At 62.9% G+C, this 24,995-nt stretch carries 17 protein-coding genes and 3 pseudogenes; 12 read left to right on the top strand and 8 right to left on the bottom strand.

The window, feature by feature from the left end; genetic code table 11:
• Positions 1–207: 207 nt before the first annotated feature.
• Positions 208–1,425, top strand: coding sequence for an MFS transporter (locus tag X738_RS66740; RefSeq protein WP_031255667.1), 1,218 nt, complete (start codon positions 208–210; stop codon positions 1,423–1,425).
• On the opposite strand, the pseudogene dgcA reads toward X738_RS66740, so the two are convergent.
• Positions 1,396–2,378, bottom strand: a pseudogene (dgcA, locus tag X738_RS66745) (N-acetyl-D-Glu racemase DgcA). The gene X738_RS66740 and the pseudogene dgcA sit on opposite strands and share 30 nt — an antisense overlap.
• A 100-nt stretch (positions 2,379–2,478) precedes the next feature.
• Here dgcA and X738_RS66750 point away from each other — a divergent pair.
• The 4 genes from X738_RS66750 to X738_RS66765 all read left to right on the top strand — a co-directional run bounded on the left by X738_RS66750 (position 2,479) and on the right by X738_RS66765 (position 6,604).
• On the top strand, positions 2,479–3,666 hold the full coding sequence (locus X738_RS66750; protein WP_023801127.1) for an ABC transporter permease: 1,188 nt from the start codon (positions 2,479–2,481) through the stop codon (positions 3,664–3,666).
• Position 3,667: 1 nt separating this feature from the next.
• The gene (locus X738_RS66755) at positions 3,668–4,486 is read left to right on the top strand and encodes an ABC transporter ATP-binding protein (RefSeq protein ID WP_023801128.1); all 819 of its coding nucleotides are present in this window, start codon (positions 3,668–3,670) and stop codon (positions 4,484–4,486) included.
• 14 nt (positions 4,487–4,500) lie between these two features.
• On the top strand, positions 4,501–5,874 hold the full coding sequence (locus X738_RS66760) for an MlaD family protein (protein WP_023801129.1): 1,374 nt from the start codon (positions 4,501–4,503) through the stop codon (positions 5,872–5,874).
• A gap of 109 nt (positions 5,875–5,983) precedes the next feature.
• Positions 5,984–6,604, top strand: a complete 621-nt coding sequence (locus X738_RS66765; RefSeq protein WP_245277748.1) for an ABC-type transport auxiliary lipoprotein family protein — start codon at positions 5,984–5,986, stop codon at positions 6,602–6,604.
• Between the two features lie 127 nt (positions 6,605–6,731).
• On the opposite strand, the pseudogene X738_RS87330 reads toward X738_RS66765, so the two are convergent.
• Positions 6,732–13,450 (bottom strand): annotated as a pseudogene (locus X738_RS87330) (kinesin).
• 288 nt (positions 13,451–13,738) lie between these two features.
• On the opposite strand from X738_RS87330, the gene X738_RS66780 reads away from it, so the two are divergent.
• The 3 genes from X738_RS66780 (at position 13,739) to X738_RS66790 (ending at position 15,764) form a co-directional block, all read left to right on the top strand.
• A complete protein-coding gene (locus X738_RS66780) occupies positions 13,739–14,107 on the top strand; it encodes an Hpt domain-containing protein (protein WP_023801131.1) in 369 nt (122 codons plus the stop codon).
• Between the two features lie 100 nt (positions 14,108–14,207).
• On the top strand, positions 14,208–14,528 hold the full coding sequence (locus X738_RS66785) for a 2Fe-2S iron-sulfur cluster-binding protein (RefSeq protein WP_006334837.1): 321 nt from the start codon (positions 14,208–14,210) through the stop codon (positions 14,526–14,528).
• Positions 14,529–14,735: 207 nt separating this feature from the next.
• On the top strand, positions 14,736–15,764 hold the full coding sequence (locus tag X738_RS66790; RefSeq protein WP_023801132.1) for an NAD(P)/FAD-dependent oxidoreductase: 1,029 nt from the start codon (positions 14,736–14,738) through the stop codon (positions 15,762–15,764).
• Between the two features lie 46 nt (positions 15,765–15,810).
• Here the strand turns inward: X738_RS66790 and X738_RS66795 are convergent, their stop codons facing one another.
• Positions 15,811–16,428 carry a DUF922 domain-containing Zn-dependent protease gene (locus X738_RS66795; RefSeq protein WP_031255671.1) on the bottom strand — a complete coding sequence of 206 codons (618 nt, stop codon included), beginning with the start codon at positions 16,426–16,428 and terminating at the stop codon, positions 15,811–15,813.
• A gap of 84 nt (positions 16,429–16,512) precedes the next feature.
• Between X738_RS66795 and folP the strand changes: the two genes are divergently transcribed.
• From folP to folK, 3 genes are all read left to right on the top strand, one after another.
• Positions 16,513–17,355, top strand: coding sequence for a dihydropteroate synthase (gene folP, locus X738_RS66800; protein WP_023801134.1), 843 nt, complete (start codon positions 16,513–16,515; stop codon positions 17,353–17,355).
• A gap of 88 nt (positions 17,356–17,443) precedes the next feature.
• Complete coding sequence (gene folB, locus X738_RS66805; protein ID WP_023801135.1) at positions 17,444–17,803, top strand: dihydroneopterin aldolase; 360 nt, start codon at positions 17,444–17,446, stop codon at positions 17,801–17,803.
• Entirely contained in the window at positions 17,787–18,299 is a 513-nt protein-coding gene (gene folK / locus X738_RS66810; RefSeq protein WP_023801136.1) for a 2-amino-4-hydroxy-6-hydroxymethyldihydropteridine diphosphokinase, read from the top strand. The genes folB and folK overlap by 17 nt, the downstream gene beginning before the upstream one ends.
• A gap of 48 nt (positions 18,300–18,347) precedes the next feature.
• Here folK and X738_RS66815 read toward each other — a convergent pair whose 3' ends face one another.
• Together X738_RS66815 and X738_RS66820 are read right to left on the bottom strand one after the other, a co-directional pair.
• A complete protein-coding gene (locus X738_RS66815) occupies positions 18,348–18,896 on the bottom strand; it encodes a DUF924 family protein (RefSeq protein WP_031255672.1) in 549 nt (182 codons plus the stop codon).
• 18 nt (positions 18,897–18,914) lie between these two features.
• Entirely contained in the window at positions 18,915–20,750 is a 1,836-nt protein-coding gene (locus X738_RS66820) for a monovalent cation:proton antiporter-2 (CPA2) family protein (RefSeq protein WP_023801138.1), read from the bottom strand.
• Positions 20,751–21,001: 251 nt separating this feature from the next.
• Between X738_RS66820 and X738_RS66825 the strand changes: the two genes are divergently transcribed.
• Positions 21,002–21,268, top strand: coding sequence for a hypothetical protein (locus tag X738_RS66825; RefSeq protein ID WP_023801139.1), 267 nt, complete (start codon positions 21,002–21,004; stop codon positions 21,266–21,268).
• A gap of 186 nt (positions 21,269–21,454) precedes the next feature.
• Here the strand turns inward: X738_RS66825 and X738_RS66830 are convergent, their stop codons facing one another.
• The 3 genes and pseudogenes from X738_RS66830 to X738_RS66840 form a co-directional block, all read right to left on the bottom strand.
• Entirely contained in the window at positions 21,455–22,009 is a 555-nt protein-coding gene (locus X738_RS66830) for a hypothetical protein (protein ID WP_023801140.1), read from the bottom strand.
• A gap of 190 nt (positions 22,010–22,199) precedes the next feature.
• Positions 22,200–23,296 (bottom strand): annotated as a pseudogene (locus X738_RS66835) (YcjF family protein).
• Positions 23,293–24,807, bottom strand: a complete 1,515-nt coding sequence (locus X738_RS66840; protein ID WP_023801141.1) for a YcjX family protein — start codon at positions 24,805–24,807, stop codon at positions 23,293–23,295. The pseudogene X738_RS66835 and the gene X738_RS66840 overlap by 4 nt, the downstream one beginning before the upstream one ends.
• Positions 24,808–24,995: the final 188 nt, after the last annotated feature.

Consider the following 24,995-nt stretch of genomic DNA (forward strand, 5'->3'; position numbering starts at 1 on the left):
CTTGCCCTCGGGCCTGACCCGAGAGTGTGCAGCGGTTTTGCGATAACGACATGCATAAGACAACAACCTAAAAGCGCGTCGCATGGGGCCGGTCAAACGCGACGCGCTTTAGCCCAGGCGGTTTCATCGCTTTTTTCGCCATGTTATGGGATCGGCGTGCGTTGGCTGGCCGGCCGGTCGAATGCTGCGCCGACGGATTGCCTGTTGATGTCCTCCCTGCCGCCGCTTTCACCCGAACAGCTCGTCAAGCCGCGTCAGTTCGAACTGCGCATGGGCCTGATTTTCTTTACGCTTTTCGTGCCGCTCGGGATACATTTGCCGTACTTTCCGTTGTGGCTGCAGGCAAACGGTTTTGATGCTGAGCAGATAGCGATCATTCTCGCGGCACCGATGTTCCTGCGCGTGGTGACGACGCCATTGCTTACGGCACTGGCCGACAGGGCGAGCGACCGCGCCCATGTCTATGTCGCGCTGACGGCCGCATCGTTGGCGCTGTCCGCCGGTTATTTCCTGACGCCGAGCTATGCCATGGTGCTGGCCGTTTCGCTGGCCCTCACCGTCGCCTGGACACCGCATTCGCCGATCGCCGATTCGCTGGCGCTGTCGGGGGTGCGTCGCTTCGGCTCGAATTATGCAAACATGCGCAAATGGGGATCGATCTCCTATCTGTGCGCAAATCTTGCCGGCGGTTTCATCCTGTCGGTGACCGGCGCCCAGACTGTTCCGGTGATCATCTTCGTGGCGTTTGGCGCCGCACTTGTCGTCGCACTGATCGCGCCGCGGCTCGGCCGTCCCCGCCGTGCCTCGCCGCTTTCGGCTGCCGACATCCAGCAATCGGCGCCAAAACTCCTCAACGGCTATTTCCTGTATTTCTCCGTCGGCGTCGGCGTCATCACCGCCAGCCACGCGTTTTTCTACGGCTTCGTCTCGATCTACTGGAAATCGATCGGCATCGGCGATTCTGTTGTCGGGCTGCTTTGGGGTTGGGGTGTCCTGGCCGAGATCGGCATGTTCATGATCTTTACCCGGGTTTTCGGTTCCTTCTCGGTCGTATCGATCATGGTGATGGCGGGAATTGGCGCGATCGTGCGCTGGATCGCCTTTCCCTTGATCTGGCCGCTTGGCCTTGGCGTAGGCGGGTTTTTCGCAGTCCAGACGCTGCACGCGGTTTCGGTGGCGCTGGTGCTGATCGGCCTGCAGAAAATGATCGGCGAGACGGTCGCGGAGGAGCGCACCGGGGCCGCGCAAGGCATCGCCTATTTCTCCAACGGCTTCTTCACCGCTGTGGTGACGCTCCTGTGCGGCCCGCTTTACGACCGCTTCGGCGTCGAGGGCTTTTTTGCCATGATCCCGATCGCCCTGGTCGGCCTTGTGCTGATCGGGCTTGCGGCGCGTTCAGCCCCACAGCGCCGGATCGGGCGGTGACACCAGCGAACCTTGGTAGACAAGGCCAGGCGCACGGTCGCAGGCCAGCAGCAGCGGCCCGTGAGATCGACAATATCGGCATCCTGGGCCAACAGTATCGCCGGCGCCATGGCCAATGACGTGCCGACCATGCAGCCGACCATGACGCCAAAACCCAGTTCGCGGGCGTGATCGCGAAGGACGAGGGCAGCGGTCAAGCCGCCTGACTTGTCGAGCTTGATGTTGACGGCATCGTAAAGGCCGACAAGCGAGGCAATGTCTTTAGCCTCATGAACGCTTTCATCGGCGCAGATCGGTACCGGATGCACGATGTTGCGAAGGACGCCGTCACGGCCCGCCGGCAGCGGCTGTTCGATCAGCGCGATGCCGTGCTCGGCGGCAAAGGCCAAGTTTGCAACGATGTTGTCGTCGCTCCAGCCCTCATTGGCATCCAGGATGATGCGGCTCGCCGGTGCCGCCTCCCTGACCGCGCGGATGCGGGCCATGTCGTTGTCGCCGCCGATCTTGACCTTGAGCAGCGGGCGCAGGGCATTGGCGCGGGCCTGGGCTGCCATGGCTTCGGGCTCGCCGAGCGACAGCGTGTAAGCCGTTTCGAGCGCCCTCGGTGGTGCTGTGCAGATGCTGGAAGCCACCGGCTTGCCTGTGATCTTCGCCTCCAGATCCCACAGCGCGCAGTCGACGGCGTTGCGCGCCGCGCCTGCCGGCATGGCGTCGAGCAGCGCGGCCCGGCTGATGCCGCCCGCAATCTGCTCCCGCATAGCCTCGATCGCATCGCGCACACCCTCGATGGTTTCGCCATAGCGTTTGTAGGGGACGCATTCGCCGCGCCCGCTCTGGCCGTCCTCGCGGATCGTCACTGTGACGACCTCGGCTTCGGTTTTCGAACCGCGCGAGATGGTGAAGGTGCCGGCGATAGGAAAGCGCTCGGACTCGACCGAAATGACACGCGCCATATTTTTCTGCTCCGGCTGTGCGACAACAATCTTGTCGGCAAATCGACAGGTGGGTTCTGTCAGGTTAAACAGATCGGCCCGTCAGGCTAAACAGGACGCCATGTTGACGATCCGCAAACGCGACGCAAGCGGCACGACCGCCAAGGAGGCCGACCACCAGCCGCGCGTTGTGGTCGGCGAGGACGGCGGCGTCCTCGGCTGCGCTTTCTCCGGCACCTGGACGACACGCACCGTGGCGCTCGTCGATGCCGAGATGCGCAAGATCGAGCAACGCAGCGGCTTTCAGACGCTGGCGCTCGACCTCTCGCATATCGAGAAAATGGATACCGCCGGGGCCTGGGTGATCGACCGTCTGGTCAGCGCCTTCGAAAAGCAGGGTGTGAAAATCACGATGCAGGGGCAAAGCGAGGTTGCCTCGATCCTGCTCGGCGCCGTCGGTGACGCCGTTCGACGCGAACCTGATTCCGGCACCGTTGGGCCGCCGAACATCGTCATTCGCGCGCTCGAGGCGGTTGGCCGGCGCGTCTATGAGATGCGTGACGATTTCCTGGCCGCGATGAACATACTGGGCGCCACCATACGCGGCGCGCAGATGAAGCTTGGCCGCGGCCATGCGGTCAATCCGGCGGCGATCTTCAACCAGATGGACCGCATGGGCGTCGGCGCCATCCCGGTGGTCGTGCTGATGTCGGCGATTGTCGGGGCGATCGTCGCCCAGCAAGGCGCCTATCAGCTCAGCTATTTCGGCGCCGATATCTTCGTCGTCGACCTTGTCGGCGTGCTGATCCTGCGCGAGCTCGGCGTGCTGATGACTGCGATCATGATCGCCGGCCGTTCGGGCAGCGCCATCACGGCTGAAATCGGCTCGATGAAAATGCGCGAGGAGGTCGACGCGCTGAAGGTCATCGGGCTCAATCCGATCGGCGTTCTGGTGTTTCCGCGGCTAGTCGCGCTGGTGATCGCACTGCCTTGCCTGACGATCATTGCCAATTTCGCCGCACTCGGCGGCGGCATACTGGCGGCATGGCTCTACTCCGACATCGCACCGGCCGCCTTCATCGACCGGCTGCGCGTCGCCATCGATCTCAGCACCATCTTTGCCGGGCTGATCAAGGCGCCGTTCATGGCCATGATCATCGGCACGATCGCCTCGGTCGAAGGCATGAAGGTCGGCGGCAGCGCCGAATCGCTCGGGCAGCACGTGACTGCTTCGGTGGTGAAGTCGATCTTCGTGGTGATCATCCTCGACGGGCTTTTCGCCATGTTCTACGCAGCGATCGAGTTCTGACATGGCGCTGCTTGGCACAAAGCCGACCACGACTACGCAAAGGGCCGACGAGGACGAGATCGTGCTTTCTGCGCACGACGTCACCGTCTCCTTCGGCGACAAGGTCATTCTCGATAAATTGTCGCTCCATATCCGGCGTGGCGAAATTCTCGGCTTCGTCGGCGCCTCCGGCGCCGGCAAGTCGGTTCTGCTGCGCACCATTCTCGGCCTGGTGCACAAGCAGTCGGGAACGATCAAGCTGTTCGGCGTCGATGTCGAAAAGGCGAGCGAGAGGGAGCGCCTTCGCATCGACATGCGCCTTGGCGTCCTCTTTCAGCACGGCGCGCTGTTTTCGGCGCTCACGGTGCTCGAAAACGTGCAGGTGCCGATGCGCGAATATCTCGATCTGCCGAAAAAGCTGATGGACGAGCTGGCGATGCTCAAGGTCGAACTGGTCGGGTTGCCGCCGGATGCGGCGCAGAAATTCCCGTCCGAGCTTTCCGGCGGCATGATCAAGCGTGCGGCGCTGGCGCGCGCGCTGGCTCTCGACCCCGACATCGTGTTCCTGGACGAGCCGACATCCGGCCTCGATCCGATCAGCGCGGCTGAGTTCGACGAACTGGTCGTCAAGCTGCGCGATACCATGGATCTGACCGTGTACATGGTCACGCACGATCTCGACACGCTGTTCACCGCTTGTGATCGGGTGGCCGTGCTCGGCAATAAAAAAGTGCTGGTCGAAGGCACGATCGACGACATGCTCAAGAGCGAGGAACCTTGGGTGAAATCCTATTTTCGCGGAAAACGTGCGCGGCAACTTGATCTTGCGGCCCGCGCGTAGCCATAAGTGGATAAATGGAAACCAGAGCCAACTACGTCATTGTCGGCATTTTCACGCTAGCCGCGATCCTGGCGGCATTCGCGTTCGTCTATTGGACGGCCGCGATCGGCGACAGGGGTGAGACGGCGATGCTGCGGGTGCGCATTCCGGGATCGGCTTCCGGCCTCGGCCGCGGCAGTTTCGTGCTGTTCAACGGCGTCAGGGTCGGGGATGTCAGGCGCGTCTATATCGACCCCGCCAATCCGAACGACGCCATAGCCGAAGCCGAAGTGGGCCGCACGACGCCGATCACCAAATCGACGCAGGCCGATATCGGGATCGTCAGCCTCGCCGGCCAAGCGAGTATCGAGCTCAGGGGCGCTGACCCCAAGGAGGTCAACCTTCTCGACCAGGCGGAGCAGGAGGGCCGCGTCGCCGAGATCGTCGCCAACCCGTCGGCGGTCACCAACCTGTTGCAGACGGCGCAGAACATCTTCACCCGCGCCGATACGGTTCTCTCCCAGCTCGAAGGCTTCACCAGCGACGTTCGTGGGCCGCTGACGCAGACCGTCAAGAATGTGCAGACCTTCTCCGATGCGCTGGCCAAGAACTCTGACGGCATCGACAAATTCCTCGCCAGCGTCAGTTCGCTGTCGGAGGAACTGAGGGGCGTCTCGGGCAAGCTTGACGGCACGCTGAAGGCGGCGGAAGGGCTGCTCAACGCCGTCGACAAGGATCAGATCAAGAGTATTGTCGCCAACGTCGATACGGTGACCGAGAACCTGAAGGAAACCAGCAAGCAGTTCGACACGGTCGTCAGGAATGTCGACACCGCGGTGGGGTCGATCAACGATTTCGCCCAAAGGACGCAAGGCACGCTGGCCAAGGTCGACGGCGTTCTCGACGGCATCGATCCGGCACAGGTCCGCACCGCGCTGGCCAACATCCAGAAGGCCAGCGAAAACGCCAACGAGGCTGCCGCCGACATCGCCAAGGTGACCAACAAATTCGCCAACCGGGCCGACGATATCGACCAGACGATCAAGGACGCGCAGCAGCTCGCGGAGCGCCTCAACGACGCTTCGGTGCGTGTCGACGGCATCCTCGTCAAGGTCGATACATTGCTCGGCTCAGGCCAGGCCGACGGCATGATAGCCGATGCAAGGAATACCCTGAAATCGTTCAAGCAGGTCGCCGACACGCTGAACGCCCGCCTCGGCACCATCACCGACAATCTGGCGCGATTCTCCGGCCAGGGCCTGCAGGACGTCGAAGCGCTGGTCCAAGACAGCCGTCGCTCGATCAACCGCATCGAAGAGGCGGTAACGGATCTCAGCCGCAATCCGCAGCGAATCCTGTCAGGCGGCGAAGGTGAGGTTCGGCAATTCGATGGCAGGGTGCGGCGTTGACTTCGGCTTTCGCCGGCCCCAAGAACGGCAGGCAAGTACGCTGCGGGTGCGATTTGCTCATTCGATTCGGGGACGACGGGGATCGCGTGTGAAGTCGGTCGTGCTTAAATTGGGCGTGCTTAGATTGGGCGGGGTCAAAGCGGGCGGGCCCACTGCGGGTGTGGTATTGCTTGCGCTTTCGCTGGCCGGCTGCGCGTTTTTGCCGGGCGGCGGGCCGGCGCCCCTGGACACATTCGAACTGTCGGCGCCGTCGCTCGATGCGCGCGGCCGCGGCCGCCAACAAATCCTCATCGCCCAGCCTTCCGCGCTCAAGGCGCTGGACAGCCAGAACATCGTCATCAAGCCGTCGGTGCGCTCGATCCAGTACCTCAAGGGAGCGCAATGGGCCGACCGGCTGCCGCTGATCGTGCAGGCGCGGCTGGCCGAGACATTCCAGCGCTCGGGCAGTTTCGCCGGCGTCGGCAAGCCGGGCGAGGGCCTGGCGATCGACTATCAGGTGATCGTCGAGGTCCGTTCCTTCGAAGTCCGCGTCGACGGCGGCCAACACGCCGAGGTCGAGCTGTTCGTGCGGATACTGAACGACCGCAATGGCGAGGTGCGCGCCTCCAAGAGCTTCAACGCGACCGCGCCCGTCTCCGGCAGCGGCAACCAGGCCTATGTCGACGCGCTCGACAGGGCGTTCGGCGATGCCGCCAAGGACATCGTCCGCTGGACCGATTCGGTGATCTGACCACAGCCGGAACGGCCGGGCACTCAATTGTCGCTGCCGGCGCCGGTAACGATGTGAAATTCAAACCCGAAGCGATTGCTCTAAAAGGCGGGAATTTCCCGCCTTTTTCCGTTCGCTTATCGTCTGATCAATGCAGGCGGCCACTGGCGTGGGCTAGCATCGTATAGACCTTGCCGGTGTCCGACGTCAGGTAGGTCTGCGCCATCATGTTGTCGCGGTCGTTGCGCGAGACGTCCTTGAGCAGCTTTTCGAAGTCGTCGCAGTAACGGTCGACGGCGGCGCGGAATTCCGCCTCCATCTGATATTTGCGTCGGATCTCGTCGAACGTCTGCTGTCCCTTCAGCGTGTAGAGACGCCGGGTGAACACGTCACGCTCACCGCTCCGGTAGCGGTTCCACAGTTCGATCGAGGCGTCGTGATCGATAGCGCGGGCGATGTCGACGGAAAGCGAGTTGAGCGACTCCACGACATGAAGCGGCGAGCGCTGGGCAGGGGCTGCCGAGCGTGGCGCTTCCGAAGGTGCTGCTGGCTTGGCGGCCTCTTCGCGCGATGCCCCGGTCAAGAGATCGCGCACCCAGCCGCCCTGCGGCGCGCGGCCATTAGGGTCGCGCTGGCGCGGCGCCGTCTCCGGCGGGCGTTCCAGGTCGCCGCGCAGTGTGGTGTCACCCGACGGCGCCTGCGGGGCAAGGGGTTCCGGGGCCGGAGGGCGGCGCAGCGGCTCAGTGGCGCGCGGGGCAGGCGCCTGCTGTGCCGGGCGCAGGTTGCGCGGCTCCGAGGAGTCGGTGCTGCGGCCAGATTTCGCAACGATATCAGAGAGTTCCTTCAGGGCGTTGATCTGCTCGGAAACGGCACGGCGGATGGCCGTGGTCGATTCCTTTGCCTCTTCCGGCATCTCGATGACACCCTTCTTGAGCTCGGCGCGGGTAAGGTCGAGCTCGCTCTTGATCGAGCTGGCGGTGCGTCGCATCTCCTCGGTCGCGTCGGCAAAGCGCTTGGTTGCCGAATCGACGACGTCGGCAATGGAGGTACGGATCTTGTCCGCCGACTCCAGCGTCTTGCCTTCGGCGTTCTGCAACGTCTGGCCGACCAGATCCTCGAACGAGCGCATGACTTTTTCGAGATCCTCCGACTTCTTGACCAAGCCGACGGCGAGGTCCTCCAGCGACGACTGCCTTTCCAGCGTGTGTTCGAGGTTGCTCTGGGCCGAGCTCAACAGGTCCGAAGCACTCGACAGCAATCGGCTGTGCTCGTCGAACTTGGTGGCGATCGAGGCAACCTCGCGCAAGGTCGAGGACGACAGCTCGGTAAGCCGTGTCGTATTCGAATCGACAAGACGCGCCGAGCTGGCGAAAGTCTGCGCGGCTTTTTCCGTTGTCGCCGCAAAGCTTTGCGTGCTGCCAGTCAGGCGTTCGTCGACCTGGCCGAGATTGGCCGCCGCCTGTTCGATCAGCTGGCCGAGCTGTGCGCTCGAGGTGCTCATGCGGCCGATGAGGTCGGCGACGCTGTCGGCGAGCGTCGAACGCGCCCCTTCAACGGCCGACAATGTTTCGGCCGTGCGGCTGGCGAGCGCGTCGACCAAAGCGGCGTTTTCGCTGCGCAGCTTTTCGGTGGCGCGTTCGGTCACCTCTTCCATGCTCTTTTGCAGTTCCGAACCGCCCAGGGCGAAGCGCTCGACCAGAGGCCGTGCCGTTTCGTCGAGAATTTTCGAGATCTCGGCCGAACGTGCCGCAAGCATGGTGTTGAGTTCGCGGGTGTTGGTGCCGATGGTCTTGGCGGCGTCGTTGGTGCTCTGGCCGATATGCTGGCCGACCGCCGTGAAGGTTTCGGCGATCGAGTTGGCGCGCGAAATGAGCTGCGCCTCGGCGGTCGAAACCTGCTCGTTGAGCTTCTGGCCTATCGTTTCGGTGGTGTTGACCAGACGGTTTTCGACGCCGGCAACCTGTTCCTCGACGCGAGCCGCCGCGGCCGCCGCGCTGGAGGCCAGGCGCTCGTCGGCGCCGGCGAGCGCCTGCTCGATGTCACGGGCGTGGACGGCCAGGTCCTGCCCGGTCTGCTTTGCACGTTCGGCAACCCGCTGCTCGGTGCTGGCGAAGGCCCCGACGATGTTGTCGGCATGTTCTCCGATCGTCGACGTGCTGTCGGCGATACGCGACACCAGGCGGTGATCCGCCTCATCGAAGATGCGGGCGATCTCGGACGCGCGGGCCGACAACGCTTCCGAACCTTCGGCGATGCGCGAGATCAGCTGTTGGTCGGCAGCATCGAAAATGCGGCCAAGGTCCGATGCACGCGCTGCGAGCGCTTCGGCCGATTCGCCGATGCGCACGCTGAGCCGTTCGTCGGCGCCTTCGAAATTGCGCAGGATGTCGCCGGCGCGTTCCGCCAGCGACTGTGCCGTTTCGACCGCGCGGGCAACCAGCTTCTGGTCCGCCGCATCGAATGTACCGGCGATCTCGCTGGCACGGGCAGCCAGCTGGTCGGCCGTTTCCTGGGCGCGCGCCAGCAACGAGTTCGAGGTGTCGTCGACGCGGGCCATGATTGCGCTCGATGCACCCTCCGCCCGGGCAACGAGCGCGGTTGACGTGTCTTCGGCACGTGCGGCGAGGCGGCGATCCGCTTCCTCGAAGGTGCGTGCGATATCCTCCGCCCTGGCGAGCAGGGCAGCAGAGGTCTGCTCCGCCCGTTCGGCGATCTTGCGATCGGCGTCACTGAAAGCCGCGCCTGCCTGCTCATGCAGTGCGCTGGTGACTTCCATGACCTTTTCGCGCAGCGCTCCGGCAACGAAGACGGCGCTCTTTTCGAGCACGCTGCGGACGTTGTCGACCCCGGTCGACAGCGCGCGCTCCATGGTCCCGGCACGCTCCTCGATGATGCCGGTCTGGCGGCTGAACGCCTGCTCGATCTTTTCGACGTCGGCGGCAATGGCGTCCGAGATGTCGGTGCTCCTGGCGGCGATCTGGTCGATATGGCCGGACAGGGAACGGTCGACTTCCTTGCGCGTGTCGGCGAGCTTGGAGAGGTCGTCCTCCAGCGCACGGGTCAGCGCGTCGCGGCCTTCGGTCAGCTTGCCGACGTGCCCGGCGATGATGTCGTCTATGTCGCTGCGGCTCGCTGCAATTTTCTGCAGGTCTGCTTCCAGCGCACGTCTGAGGATGTCGCGGCCTTCGGCCAGCTTCTCGACCTGGCCGGAAACCAGCCCGTCGATGCTCGACCGGCTTTCGGCCAGCTTGGCGAGATCGTCTTCGAGCGCCTTGGACAGGATTGAGCGGTCCTGGATGAGCTTCTCGGCGTGGCTGTTCACAAGACCGTTGACGCTGCCGAGGTCGGCCTCCAGCGCCCGCGCAAACTCTGCGCGATTGTCGGTCAGCTGCTGAGACTGGTCGGCGACGACACCCTTGATGGTGTTGAGGTCTGCTTCCAGCGCACGTCTGAGGATGTCGCGGCCTTCGGCCAGCTTCTCGACCTGGCCGGAAACCAGCCCNGAGGTCTGCTTCCAGCGCACGTCTGAGGATGTCGCGGCCTTCGGCCAGCTTCTCGACCTGGCCGGAAACCAGCCCGTCGATGCTCGACCGGCTTTCCGCCAGCTTGGCGAGATCGTCTTCGAGCGCCTTGGACAGGATTGAGCGGTCCTGGATGAGCTTCTCGGCGTGGCTGTTCACAAGACCATTGACACCGCCGAGATCGGCCTCCAGCGCCCGCGCGAACTCTGCGCGATTGTCGGTCAGCTGCTGAGACTGATCGGCGACGACACCCTTGATGGTATTGAGGTCGGCTTCCAATGCGCGTCTGAGCAGGTCGCGGCCTTCGGCCAGCTTCTCGACCTGGCCGGCAACCAGCCCGTCGATGCTCGACCGGCTTTCGGCCAGCTTGGCGAGATCGTCTTCGAGCGCCTTCGACAGGATTGAACGGTCCTCGGCGAGCCTGTTCATGTGATCGGAGATAAGGCCATTCACGCCCTGCAGGTCGGTTTCCAACGCTCGCGCCAGTTGACCACGATCTTCCGCCAGCTTTTCGGACTGGTCTGATAGAACGCTTTTGATCGTGTTGAGATCGGATTCGAGCGCGCGCTTGAGGATGTCGCGACCTTCGGCCAGTTTCTCGACCTGCCCGGTGACCAGCCCATCGATGCTCGACCGGCTTTCCGCCAGCTTGGCGAGATCGTCTTCGAGCGCCTTCGACAGGATTGAACGGTCCTCGGAGAGCCTGTTCATGTGATCAGAGATAAGGCCATTGACGCTCTGCAGGTCGGTTTCCAACGCCTTCGAGAGCTGACCACGGTCTTCCGCCAGCTTTTCGGACTGGCCTGATATGACCTCCTTGATCGTGTTGAGATCGGATTCGAGCGCGCGCTTGAGGATGTNACCAGCCCGTCGATGCTCGACCGGCTTTCCGCCAATTTGGCAAGGTCTGCCTCGAGCGTTTGCGAAAGCAGGCTGCGATCGTCGGCGAGCCTGCCCGAATGATCCTCGATCAGGCCTCGGATGCCCGACAGGTCGTCTTGGAGCGAACGCGAAAGCTCGCTGCGGTCTTCCGCCAGTTTGGCGGAATGGGTCTCGATGAGACCCTTGATGCCGACAATGTCGGTTTCCAACGCCTTGGCGAGTAAGGCGCGACCTTCGGCGATCTTCTCGACCTGGCCAGCGACCAGGCCGTCGATGCTGGCGCGACTGTCGGCCAGCTTGCCGAGATCGGCATCGAGAGCGCGTGAAAGAATGCTGCGGCCTTCGGCGAGCTTTCCAACATGGCCGGCAACCATTTCGTCAATGATCGTGCGGGCTTGCACAAGTTTTCCGGAGTCTTCATTCAAGGCCTGCGAAAGCCTGCTGCGGCCCTCTTCGAGCCGTTCGAGATGGCTGCCGAGCGACGCATCGATGGCGGCGCGCGACTCGTTGACCTTGCGCAGATCCTCCTCCAGGGCGCGCGAGATCAGGTTGCGGCCTTCGGAAAGCTTTTGCACCTGGTCGGTGACAGCCGCGTCGATGCCGGCGCGGCTTTCGGCGAATTTCTCCAGATCGGCCTGCATGGCCGCCGTCATGTGTTCGCGGCTTTCGGAAAGCTTGCGGCTGTGGTTCTCGACAGCCTCCTCGATGCCGACGCGGGCATCGGCAAGCCGCTGGATGTCGGCGTCGAAGGCGCGCGACACCACATGACGGGCCGCTTCCATGCGGCCGGCGAAATCGCCGGCGCGTGCTTCGAGCATCGACGAGGTCGACGAAACGATGTCGGCCATGTCGGCGCCGATCTGGGTCTTGCCCTGATCGATCATCGCCGAAAGCGTCTCCTTGCTCTCCTGGAAGGTATGGGCGATTTCGCGCGCGCGCTCGACCAGGGTCTCGTTGATCTGGCGTGCGCGGGCCTCGAGCGCGGCGTTGAGCTTTTGGGTGCCGGTGTCCAGCGCTTCGGCGCGGGTCTGGAACTCACTGATCAGCACCTGGCCGCGTTCGGCCAGCGTCCGCTCGATGCCGTCAAGGCTGGCTTCAAATTCGGAGTTGAGCGTGCGTGCGGCGCCGCCGAGCAGCGACACCATGCCGGAGGTCCGATCGTCGAGCAGATCGGTCAGCGACCGGGTGAGGCCGTCGGTCGTCTCCGTCAGCTTGGCAATGCGTGTGTCGAGAAGGCTGGCGAAGGCCTCGCCGGAGGTCGACAGCCGGTCAGTGATGGATTCGAGCCGGCCTTCCACCGAATCGAAGATCGACAGCGAGCTTTGGTTGATCCTGTCGATCAGCGTGTCGCCGGAATTGGTGATGGTCATCGACAGGTTGGTCGAGGCGTTGAGGATGCTGTCGCGAATGATGTCGCTGGCAGCCCCGATTTCGTCCTTCAGCGTCTCATGCGCGCCGGTGATCGAGGCGCGCACGCGTTCGGCGTGGGTGACCACCGCTTCGCGCTCGCTGCCCAGCCCGTCGACAAGCGAGCGGATGCGGGATTCATTCTCCGAATAGGAGCGCTCGATCTGGTTGACCTCGCTGTGGACCAGGGTTTCGAGCTCGACGGCACGTGCAAGCGTGCGCTCGATGCCTTCACCCATGGCCGCAACCTCGCGGCGCACGGCTTGCCCGATCATCATGACGCGATCCTGGGCGATTTGCTCCGGCTCGGTCAGGCGGAAAGCCACTTCCGTCATCGACTGAGCGGCGATGCGCATCTCCTGCGCGCGGCGAATCATGGCTGCAAACGCCCAGAACAGGAGGACCGGCAGGATCGCAGCGATTGCCAGGCCAATCAGTTCGGGACGGGCGAAAAACTGGCCGGGCGTGCGGATTTGCCAAATGCCTGGGCCAAACAGCAGGTTTGCCAATGCACCGGCGCCCGCGACCCAGGCGAGCGAAACGAGCGCCACGACCCAGTAGATCGTGTTCGAGGCACGCCGATTGAGGGTGTGCAGCAGCGTCTTGTAATCTTTTTGACGAGGATCGTTGGCCGGCGTGAAGCCGGCCGACTGCGTGCCATTGCGCGTTTCGACAGGGCGCATTTCAACGGGGCGCGTTTCAACAGGGCGCAGCTCAGCAGGGCGCGGTTCAGCCTGCTTGGCGTTTGCCGCCTCTCTCTGGTCCTGGGCTTTCTGGTCCTGATTGGCGGCAAGCTCGGCATTCTGGCTCTGGTTGACGACAGGCTCGGCATCNCGGCATCCTGGTTCTGGTTGGCGACAGCCTCGGCATCCTGGTCACGGCCCTCGCGTGCCAACTCGTCGGCCGCCTGCGATATCTGCGCTTCCAGATCCTCCATCGACGCGGCGATGTCGAGGTCGCCGTCGGCATCGCTGTTCAGATCGATTTCAAGTGCTTTTTCGAGTTCCCTGGCTACGTCGTTGTCGAGCGTTCTTGTCGTCGTTGTTTTCTTCGCCATGCCTTCGCTACCCTGTACAAGCTGCCGCGGGACTTGTGATTTTGCTTTTCGTGTCCCACGCAAGAGGCTGAAAATGGACCTTTCGTATCGTAATGACACACCGGGGTAAAGAAAACACGCATTCGGTGCGATACGTAAAACTTTAAATATAAGGTTAACAGAACTGTGATTCCGGCGCCCCTATCGCAACATTTTTCCGGGCCAATCGTTAACCCGTCGTCCACAGGATGGGCCTATTTTTTGGCGGCTGCCTATTTTTGGCGGCTGGAAGAACGGAGTTGCAGAGTCATGCGTGGCGAAAACGGCATTGCCTTCTCGATGCCCGGCGGCGATGTGTCGGGAACGGCCGGGTCGCGGCCCGTGGACTTGGCGCATCTGGCGCGCCAGACGATGGGCGACCGCAGCCTCGAACAGGAGGTGCTGGCGCTGTTCGTGCAGCAGGCATTGTCGGTTCGCGACAGGATCGTCGACGCCGATGTGAAACAAAGACTGCTCCTGGCGCACGGGCTGAAAGGCTCGGCGCGCGGCGTCGGCGCCTTCGCTGTTGCCGATTGCGCCGGCGCGATCGAACTTCAACCTGAAGATACCAATAGCCTCAAGCGGCTTGGCTCCCTGATCGAAGAAGTCCGCGATTTCGTCGCCGCCATCAGCCGTTAAACCCATTTCCGAAAAAAACGGCATGGAGCGCCGCTTTCGCGCCGCAGTTGACTTGTCTGCGGGAGTGATTATCTCGGCTGGGACTCCCTTCAGGTGACAAATGACCAAGCTGACCTTCATCGCCCATGACGGCACACATTTTGACGTGGATGCCGAAAACGGCTCGACCGTCATGGAGAACGCGATCCGCAACGCCGTGCCGGGGATCGAGGCCGAATGCGGCGGCGCTTGCGCCTGCGCGACCTGCCATGTCTATGTCGATGAGGCATGGACGGCGGAGGTCGGCGAGCCGGAAGCGATGGAAGAGGACATGCTGGACTTCGCCTACGACGTCCAGCCGAACTCACGGCTCTCCTGTCAGATCAAGGTGCGCGACGCTCTCGACGGCCTGGTTGTGCGCGTGCCCGCCCGCCAGGGCTGAAGCGTGGAGGCTTAAGCGGGGGATATAGCCGATTTTTCCGGCGCCGGCTTGGCAGCGGGCCAATGGTCATGCAGTGTCGCGCCGTTCTCTACAGCGCCGCACGTTCCCTGGACCACGCAAACCACGCTGTAGCACGGTGATTTGGCGCAGGATCCCCGGCGAGAATCGATTCCGATTTTCGGGGTCATGCGCATCGAAGGCGCATTCATGACCGATATCATCAGGACGGACGTATTGATTGTCGGGGCGGGGCCCGTCGGCCTGTTCGCCGTGTTCGAGCTCGGCCTCTTCGACATGACATGCCATCTGATCGACATACTCGATCGGCCCGGCGGGCAATGCGCCGAACTCTATCCGGAAAAGCCGATCTACGACATTCCCGGCTGGCCATCGATCTCGGCCCAGGGCCTGGTCGACAGACTGCTTGAGCAGATCGCGCCGTTCAAGCCCGACTTCACCTTCAACCGCATGGTCTCGAGCCTCGAAAAGCTCGAGGACGGCAGCTTTCGCGTCATCACCGACGAGAACGAGGTGTTTGAAGCCAAGATTGTGGTTATCGCCGCCGGCGGCGGCTCTTTCCAGCCGAAGCGGCCGCCAATTCCTGGCATCGAGCTTTATGAGGGCAAGAGCGTCTTCTACTCGGTGCGCCGGATGGAGGAATTCCGCGGCCACGACCTGGTTATCGTCGGCGGCGGCGATTCGGCGCTCGACTGGACGCTGAACCTGCAGCCGGTGGCCAAGAGCGTGACGCTGGTCCACCGGCGGCCGGAGTTCCGCGCGGCGCCCGACAGCGTCAACAAGATGTACGCCATGCAGGAGAAGAAGGAACTGGATTTCCATGTCGGGCAGGTGACTGGGCTGACCGGCACGGACGGCCATCTCTCGGCGGCGACCATCAAGGGACCCGACGGTGACAGCGAGGTGCCGTGCACTCGGTTGCTGCCGTTCTTCGGCCTGACCATGAAGCTCGGACCGATCGCCGAGTGGGGGCTCAATCTTCATGAGAACCTGATCCCGGTCGACACCGAGAAATTCCAGACGTCGGTACCGGGCATCTTCGCCGTCGGCGACATCAACTGGTATCCCGGCAAGCTGAAGCTGATCCTGTCGGGCTTCCATGAGGTCGCGCTGATGGCGCAGGCGGCCAAGCGCATCGTCAGCCCCGGCGAGCGCATCGTATTCCAGTATACAACGTCGTCGACCAGCCTGCAGAAGAAGCTCGGCGTCGCCGGCTGAGTCTCTTACTCGCTCGACGAGAATCGCCCTTACCGTCTGGCCGAAGCTAACCCGGCAGCCGGCCGTTTTCGATGCGCTTCATGCGATAGCGCAGCAGCCGCAGGATGCGGCTTTCGAAATTGATGGTTTCGACGCGATCGAACTGCATCTGAGCGCGGTCGTGCTTGGCAAGAATAGCGGCGGAGATCTCCGCTGCCTTGGCCTTGGCCTCCTGGCACGTCTTGCGCGGGTGGGTCGCCTTCAGCGCATCCTCGAGTTCGCCGGCATGGTTCTTGGCGATCTCGACATGGCGGTCCTCATGACGCTTGATGTCGGCCGACAATGTATCCCAAAACAGCCTTACGCCGGCATCAGCCTTGCGCGGGCGGCGCCACTCGGGAAGGATCACCTTGACCTTGACGGTGACATCGGCGTCGGCAATCGCGCAGGAGTTAGATCTTTCCGCATAGCTGACGCGGGTGGTGAACGCCATCTGCGTGGCGCCTGGATGCCGCATCCCGGTGCTTTTCACCCGAGGTCCAAGTTTCGTAAGCTGGGATCCGATATCATCGAGCGTTCTGCCGCCGATGCTGAAATAGCTATATGTCTTCACCAAATTCGCCGTGCCCGCCGGCAAGGCGGAACAAGCAAGCATCAGGGCGCAAAGCAGGGATCGTTTCATCATGTTGCCTCTTTGCCTACCTTGCGCTACGGCCGTTGCCGACGCAACGGAATTGATCTTTGGTGGATCACACATGGTTTATCGACAATGACGACAGGGCGATGGCAGCTGGCGCATGGGCGCCATCTCGACCTTGGCGGCAAGGCGGTGATCGTCGGTATACTCAATGTCACGCCGGACAGTTTTTCTGACGGCGGACTGTTCGTCGCGCCCGAACAGGCGATTGCCCAGGCGCGCCGGATGGCGGAAGAGGGGGCCTCCGTCATTGACGTCGGTGGCGAATCGACACGCCCCGGCGCATCTCCGGTAGCCATCGAGGAAGAGCAGGCCCGCGTGCTGCCTGTCATCGAGGCGCTCGCCGGGCTCGGCGAGGCGCTGATTTCGGTCGACACCTATCGCGAGGACACCGCCCGGCTTGCCGTCGCCGCCGGCGCGCATATCCTCAACGACGTCTGGGGTCTGCAACGCGAACCGGGCATCGCGCGGGTCGCGGCCGAAACCGGCGCCGGGCTTGTCATCATGCACACCGGGCGTGACAGGCAAAAACTGCCCGACGTGATCGAGGATCAGTTTTTCTTCCTCGGGAAGTCCCTGGAAATCGCCCGGCGAAGCGGCGTTGCCGACGACCAGATCGTGCTCGATCCGGGCTTTGGCTTCGCCAAGGAAACCGCGGAGGAAAATCTCGACCTGATGGCACGGTTTTCCGAGCTCGATGTCTTGGGCTTTCCGCTGATGGCCGGTACATCGCGAAAGCGCTTCATCGGCGCCGTCACCGGCCGCGACGCCTCGGCCAGAGACGCCGGAACAGCGGCGACGAGCGTCATACTGAGGCTCAAGGGCGCGCGGCTTTTTCGCGTCCACGATGTCGCAATCAATGTGGATGCGCTGGCGGTTGCGGATGCTATGCTGGCGCGTGAAACCGCCGAATAGCCCGCAAATCGAAATGCGTAGATCAAAGGCCTTAGAGCGTAGTACCCAAGCGGACGCGCATCGCTCCAATCGAGCAGGACGCTGAGCGATGTATATCATCCGCATGAAAAATTGCGCCTTCTTCGCTCGGCACGGCGTGCTGGATGAGGAGGAGACGCTTGGCCAGCGCTTCTATGTCGACGCTGCGCTCACCGTCGAACCCGGCCGCGCGCTGGTCGATGATTCCATTGAGGATACCGTCCACTATGGCATTGCCTTCGGGGTGATCGAAAAGATCATCACCGGGGAGAGGCGTTTTCTGATAGAAGCGCTGGCGCTGGAGGTGGCCCGGGCGCTGACAGCCCGCTTTCCCCAGATAAAAAAGGCCGAGATCACTGTGCGCAAGCCGAACGCGCCGGTGCCCGGCGTGCTCGATCATGTCGAGGTGACCGTTGCCTGGCCCCAATAACACGGTCTACCTCAGCCTTGGCGGCAATCTCGGCGACCCGGCAAGGTCGATGGGCGCGGCGCTGCGCATGCTGGACGCCGACGGGAACACGAGCGTCGTTGTCGTCTCCTCGCTTTACCGCACGCCGCCCTGGGGCAAGCTCGACCAGCCGGATTTTCTCAATGCGGCCGCCGAAATTTCGACCGTGCTCGCGCCACATGCATTGCTCGATCTCTGTCTCGACGTCGAGCGCAGGCTGAAGCGGGTGCGCGAGGAGCGCTGGGGTCCACGGCTGATCGACATCGACATTCTGGTGTTCGGCGATCGGATCATCCACGAAACCGGGCTGGAAGTGCCGCATCCGCGCATGCTGGAGCGCGCCTTCGTTCTTGCGCCGCTGGCCGAGATCGCGCCTGACCTCACCGTCGACGGCAGAAGCGTGGCAGAGCGGCTTGCCGCTCTCGACAGCGCCGGCATCGAGCAATTGTCGTCCGGCCGGGATTGGTGGCTGACCTAAAGCATCGAACCAAAACCTCTAACCATTTTTGGCTCCGATGCACTGAGCTCAGCCGGAAAACCCGCCGCCGTCGAGGAACACCTGTTCCTCCGGCGTCGTCTCGCGGCCAAGCATCCTGTTTCGATGCGGAAAACGGCCGAAGCGCTGAATGATCTCCAGGTGCTCGACGGCATACTTCAGATAGGATTGGGCTTTGGCGGTGGTGAGGTCCACCGATTTGAGCTGGTCGGCGAGATGCTCCGAATGCTCATAAGGCAAATAGAGGAAGACGCGAAGCTCTTCGTCGAGCGCCAGATCCTGGCCGGCGGCGATCGCCTTTTCGGCAAAATGCCTTGCCAGCGGGTCGGTGGCATACATATGGCCGGTGCCGCGAAAGCAGTTTCGCGGGAACTGGTCGAGCAGGATCATCAGCGCCAGTGAGCCTTCGGCATGCTCCGACCATCCGTCGCATTCACGCCGCGCGGCAGCGTAATGCAGCTCAAGAAACCAGTTGCGGAACTCCGCGTCGAAGGCGTCATTCTTCTCGAACCATGCATCTTTCCCGGCGTCACGCCAGAATTTGGTGACGGAGAGCGCGCGCTCGTCCAGTTCGATCATCTGTTTGCTCTCCAATGTTTAGTCGGCAGGCTCGGATTTGTGCAGAACGCCGGCGGTTTCTTCATTGAGCGCCTGACCGGAGCGGCGCGGCTGGCTGAGCGGTGTCGGAATGGGTGTGCCGATATTGCCCTTGAGGAAGCGCGCTCCGGCGCGAACCCCTTCGGCGAGCTGCAACTCGAAACGGGCGGAATCGCGGTGGCGGACGTCCTCGATCACCTCGGCAACTTCCTCGGGGTCGACGCCCAGTGCTTCCAGCGTGGAGCCGCCGAAGACAAGCGCTGATTCGAAGGTTTCGCGAATCTGGAAATCGACGTCGGCACGTATCAACTGCAGTGCGGTTCCGCGGTCGAAAGCGCGTGCCAGCACGGTGAGCAGGGGAAACTCCGCCTTGATCAGCTTTGCGATGCGGACGGCGACATCGGGCTTGTCGACGCAGATCAACACGGCGCGCGCGCGGCCGGCGCCGGCGGCACGCAGAATGTCCAGCCGCGTGCCGTCGCCATAATAGACCTTGAAACCGAAATCGGCCGCCGCCTGGATCATCTCGACCTCATTGTCGATGATCGAGACGTCGATCCCGCGCAGCAGAAGCGGCTGGCTGGCGATTTGGCCGAAGCGGCCGAAGCCGATGATCAGCACGCTGCCGGTCAGGCCATCGGCGATGTCGACGCCTTCGAGCGACTGCTCGTCGCGTGGCGTCAGATACCGCAATGCCAGAATGGCCAGCGGCGTCAGCACCATGGAGATGATGACGATCGCCGTCAGCGTCGCGTTAGCCTGGCTGTCGATGATGCCGACCGCCGCGGCGGCGGAATAGAGAACGAAGGCGAATTCGCCGCCTTGCGCCATGAAGACGGCGCGCTCGAGCGCTTCCCTGTGGCCGGTCTTGAGGATGCGGGCGACGAGGTAGATGCCGATCGCCTTTATCACCATGTAGGCGACGACGTAGATGGCGACAAGCCGCCAGTTCTGGGCAACCACGTGCAGGTCGAGCGACATGCCGACAGCGAGGAAGAACAGCCCGAGCAGCACACCGCGGAATGGTTCGATGTCGGCCTCGAGCTGATGGCGGAAGGTGGATTCCGACAACAGCACGCCAGCCAGGAAAGCGCCCATCGCCATCGACAGGCCGCTGAGCTGCATGGCAAGCGCCGACCCCAGAACGACCAGAAGGGCGGCGGCGGTCATCACTTCGCGGGCGCGGGCATCCGCCAGGATGCGGAAAAACGGATTGAGCAGGTAGCGCCCGGCCAGCACCAGCCCGACGATGGCGGCAAGACCGATGCCCACGTCCGTCAGCCGCTGCGTCAAGCTCATATCGGCGCCGCCCGGTGCCAGGAAAGCGATCAGCGCCAGCAGCGGCACGATCGCCAGGTCTTCGAGCAGCAGGATGGAGACAATGCGCTGGCCTTTTGGCGCGGCGATCTCGCCGCGTTCCTCCAGAAGCTGCATGACGATCGCCGTCGAGGTCAGCACGAAACCGGCGCCGGCGACGAAGGATTGCGAGACCGGAAAACCTCCCGCCAGTCCGAGCCCGGTCAGCAACAGCGCGCAGACGCCGACCTGCAATGCGCCAAGGCCAAAGATCTCTCGCCTGAGGCCCCACAGCCGTGACGGCTGCATCTCCAGCCCGATGATAAACAGGAACATGACGACGCCGAGCTCGGCGACGTGAAGAATGGCTTCCGATTCGGAAAAGATGGCGATGCCGAACGGGCCGATGACCACGCCGGCCGCCAGATAGCCGAGGATGGAGCCAAGCCCGATGCGCTTGAAGATCGGCACGGCGACAACACCTGCGGCGAGCAGCGCCACGACGTGGATCAGATCGCTGCCCGCTGCTTCTGCCGCCATGCCTGCCGTTCCGTTCTCTCTAGGGACCGCTGCACGTGCTGCGGCATCGAGCCGCCAAGATAGGGGCTTCGGCTGAGATCGAACAGTCCGAATCCGGAAACTGGTGCAGCAGTGTTGCAGGCGCGCTCCACAACTTTATCCACCGGCTGCGTTGTGTGTTGCAGCAATCGGGCGCTAAGGACGCCGCGGCTTTGGCCGTGAAGGGCGGATGACGATCAAGTCGGCCGCCCTTTTTGAGGGAGACGACTGACATGAAGACATTTTTGCTTGTTGCCGTTGGCATCGCGGCGCTTGCCGGATCGGCCTGCTCGAAGGCGCCGGACTGCACCACCGAAATGCTGACCAAGAAGGCCCAGGACATGACCGCAGCCCTTCAGGAGGCGATTACCAAGGATCCGGCCAAGGCAGCCGATCTCACCGCCAAGGTCCAGGCGGTCACAACCAAGTATCAGGGCGCGACGACGGCGGAGGAGGCCTGCAAGGCCTATGACGAGCTGACGGCCGCCATCAAGGCCTGAGAACCGATTTGAGTTTTGCTAAAAGAAGCGGTGGCGGTGGCTGCCGCTTTTTTGGTGAATAGTGAATAGTGAATAGTGAGTAGTCAGTAGTCAGTAGTGAGTATCTAATTCCATTCACCATTCACCATTCACCATTCACTAAATTGCACAGCGCGTTGCATTTTCACTGGATGCGCAGAGGATCGTTCAGTTCGGCGCGATGGAGCCGACTTCGAGCGTATCGACGCGCTTCAGCTTCATGCCGATGACCGGCACCAACTGCTGGTCGACGCGCACCGCAACCGTCACTGTCATCGAATTGTCGTTGGGGACAAGAGCCTGCATGACGCCGCGCAACTGGTTACGGTTGATGGTGAAGACGACCTTGTTGGCGCTGACCACATTGCCGCCGATGATGTCGAGCCCGGAACCGGCGGCACCGCCCATGAAGCTGCCCTTGTAGCCCTCGCGGCCCTTGTGCTGGATCGTCGCCGACATCTGCTGGGTGAACATGCCGACCCGGCAACCGCCGTCGAGCGACATGCCGATCTTGCCGTCCGGCGTCGAACCGGTGAAATTGCAGGTGAATTTCGTGCCTTTGTATTTGCCTGCGACGATTTCCCCCGGGCCGACCCATTCGCCTTTCACCGATTGAAAGAACTTCTTGTCCCGTTCTGCCGCAAAGGTCTTTTCAGCCATGCCGGCGGTTGTTGAAACCACGACTGCCATGGGCAGGACGCTAGACAAGATCACGCTTTTCATCGACGACACCCGGCAACAAAGAGACTGGTTTGGAACCCGTCCGACCATGAACAAGATTGGTTAATGCTTCGTCACCGCTTGCGCATGACCCCGAAAATCGGACGCGGTTTGCGCTCGGATCATGGGCAGAACAAACGTGCTGCAGCATCCCTTCGCGCGCCACCAGGACGTGCCGCGTCGGAGACGGTCGTCAGGTGTCGGAAGCGGATGTTTCCTTCTGCTTTTTGGTTGCAAATGATGTCAGCGCGGACAGGAAATCGCCCATGCCGGGCCGCCTCGCGGCGCTGAAGGGCAGGGGCCTTGCGGTCTCCATCGCAGCAATGCCGATGCGCGCCGTCATCATGCCGTTGACGACGCCTTCNCGCCTTCGCCAAGTTTTGCCGAGAGCCGGGCGGCAAGGCCATGGCCGACGATCTGCTGCACGAAACTGTCGCCGACGGCAATCGAGCCGGTCACCGCCAGATGGGCGAGAACGCTGCGTGCCAGCCGGAAGAACCCCAGCGTGCCCGGCCGGCCGCCATAAAGCTCCGACAGGCGGCGAATCAGCCGGCCGGCTTCGAACACGACATAGGCGACGTCGACCAGAGCGCGAGGGCTGACCGCCGTCACCAGCGATACACGCTTTGCCGCTTCGAGGATCATCACCTTGGCGCGCGCATCGAGGGGGCCGAGGATTTCGGTCTCGGCCAGGCGCACCAGATTGCCACCGTCGATGATCTCGTCGCGCAAGTCTGCCAGGGCGCGTCTGCCGGCCGCGGTTTCGGGCTTGGCCGCGACAAAGGCCGACAATTCGTCGACCACGGCGCGAGCGGCTTTCGGATCGTCGCGGGCGATGGCGTCGAGCGCCAGCTTCTGCAGCTTTTCGACCTCGGCGAGGCGGGCGATCGCCAGGAACTCGCGGGCAAGGATGACCAGAAGCGCGAGCAGCGCGATCACGGCCATGCCGGCGGCCAGCCAGCCCAGCCATTCGGCACGGGCAAACAGATCGCGAATCAGCTGGTCGGTCCAAAGGCCGAGGGCCAGCGAAACCAGAACGCCCAATGCTCCGAAAAACAGGCTGCCTGATATCGAGCGCTGCCTCGGCGCGGTCGCCGGCGGCGGTTCGGCGGCGATGATGTCCGGCTCGTCGAAAACGTCGATTTCCGCCGGCGTGACGACGGCAAGGTCAGCGTTTACGGTGCGTGGTTTTCTGGCCGCAGCGGTGTCGGGCTGGCGCAAGGCCGCCTGTTGCTTTGGCGGGGCTTCCGGCTCGATGCGAAATGCCGCCGGCTTGCGGGGCGCGGTCATGCCAGATGATCTCCGATCAGGAACTGCAGGGCGCGGTCGAGCCTGATATGCGGCAGCGACAGCGTGACGCCTTCGGCAGTGCGTTCGAGTTTTGGCGGGCGAAAGCGCACGAAGCGGATCGCCGGGTCCTCATTGCCCTGCCGATGACCTGGGCTCTGCCGATGGCTTGGGTTCTGCCGACGGTCTGGTCCAGAGACATCGAACACTGCATCAATTTTCTCCGGTAAGTCACCTGGAAATATGGCTGTTTCTGTTCTGCCATCGAATGTTTCGCCGTTGATCTTTTCACCTTTCAACGGTGTACCGATGATGACCGGCAGCGTTTCACGGCCTTGCTTGACCGTGCCTTCCCGGGTCGCCCGCACCGCCGCCAGGGCGACCACGTCGACTTCGGCGCCGGTGAAATTTGCGCGCGCCACGGCACGGTCGGCAAGCCGCCGCACGATCGCCTGCAGCCGGTCATGGCTTTCGTGATGCAGATGGTCCGCCTTTGTCGCCGCCACCAATATGCGGTCGATGCGCCTTGAAAAAAAGTCGGTCAGGAAATTGCCGCGACCGGGGCGGAAGCAGGCGAGGATTTCGGTCACCGCACGTTCGAGATCGGCCATCGCGCCGGGCCCCGCATTCAAGGCCTGCAAGGCGTCTATCACAACGATCTGACGGTCGAGGCGCGTGATGTGCTCCCGGAAGAACGGCTTTACGACATGCGTCCTGTAGGCCTCGTAGCGCCGCTCCATCATCGCCGGAAGCGACCCGGGCCGCGCCCGCCGCTCGCTCAGGCCCGGCAACGGCGCGAAGGTCAGCGCCGGTGAGCCCTCAAGGTCGCCGGGCATCAGGAAACGGCCGGGTGGCAAGGTCGAAAGCGCCCGCTCGTCGAGCTTGCATGCCTTGAGATATGCGGCGAAGCTCTCGGCCAGGCGTCGCGCCGTCATCTCATCGGCGTCGGCATTCGGGTCGATTGCGGCGGAGAGCGCGCGCCATTCCTGCGAAAGGTCGGCGCGCACCGGCAGCACGGCCATGTCAAAGGCTTCGCATGAGAAATCAGCGTAGGATTTCCCGAGCAGCGGCAGGTCAAGCAGCCATTCCCCAGGATAGTCGACGATATCGACCGACAATCTGCCTGCTGAGAACATGCGGCTCCAGCCGGAGGCCGATTCATATTCGATGGTAAGCCTCAGCTCGGAAATGGCACGTGTCGAATCCGGCCACAGGCGGTCGTTGACCAGGGCCGCGATGTGGTCCTCGTACTGGAATCGCGGCACGGCGTCATCGGGTTGCTCTTCGAGGAAGGCACGGGCGATACGCCCCGATTTCTGCGCCTCGAACAGCGGCAACCGCCCACCGTGGATCAGATTGTGGACAAAGGCTGAGATGAACACCGTCTTGCCGGCGCGGGAGAGGCCGGTAACACCCAGCCGCAGCGATGGCGAAAAAAGCCCGGTAGCGCGCCCCGACAGCGTATCCAGGGCAATCTTCGCCTCGTCGGTGAAAGTGGTCAGCGATGATGCCAAAATGCGGTCTCTCGGGGCTTCGGTCCGCCCCGATATAGGCGCTGCCGGCTAGTGTGGCGAATCCGAAATTCGCAGTACCTTGGAGCATCGCAGTGAGCGAATTTCGGATTCTAAGTCACACTGGCAAACCATCGTTTCTAGCGTGGTTTTGGATTTGAAGTTCCTGAACGCTGACGAAATTGAAGTGG

This window comes from Mesorhizobium sp. L48C026A00 (assembly GCF_000502375.1).
Classification (GTDB): Bacteria; Pseudomonadota; Alphaproteobacteria; order Rhizobiales; family Rhizobiaceae; genus Mesorhizobium; species Mesorhizobium muleiense.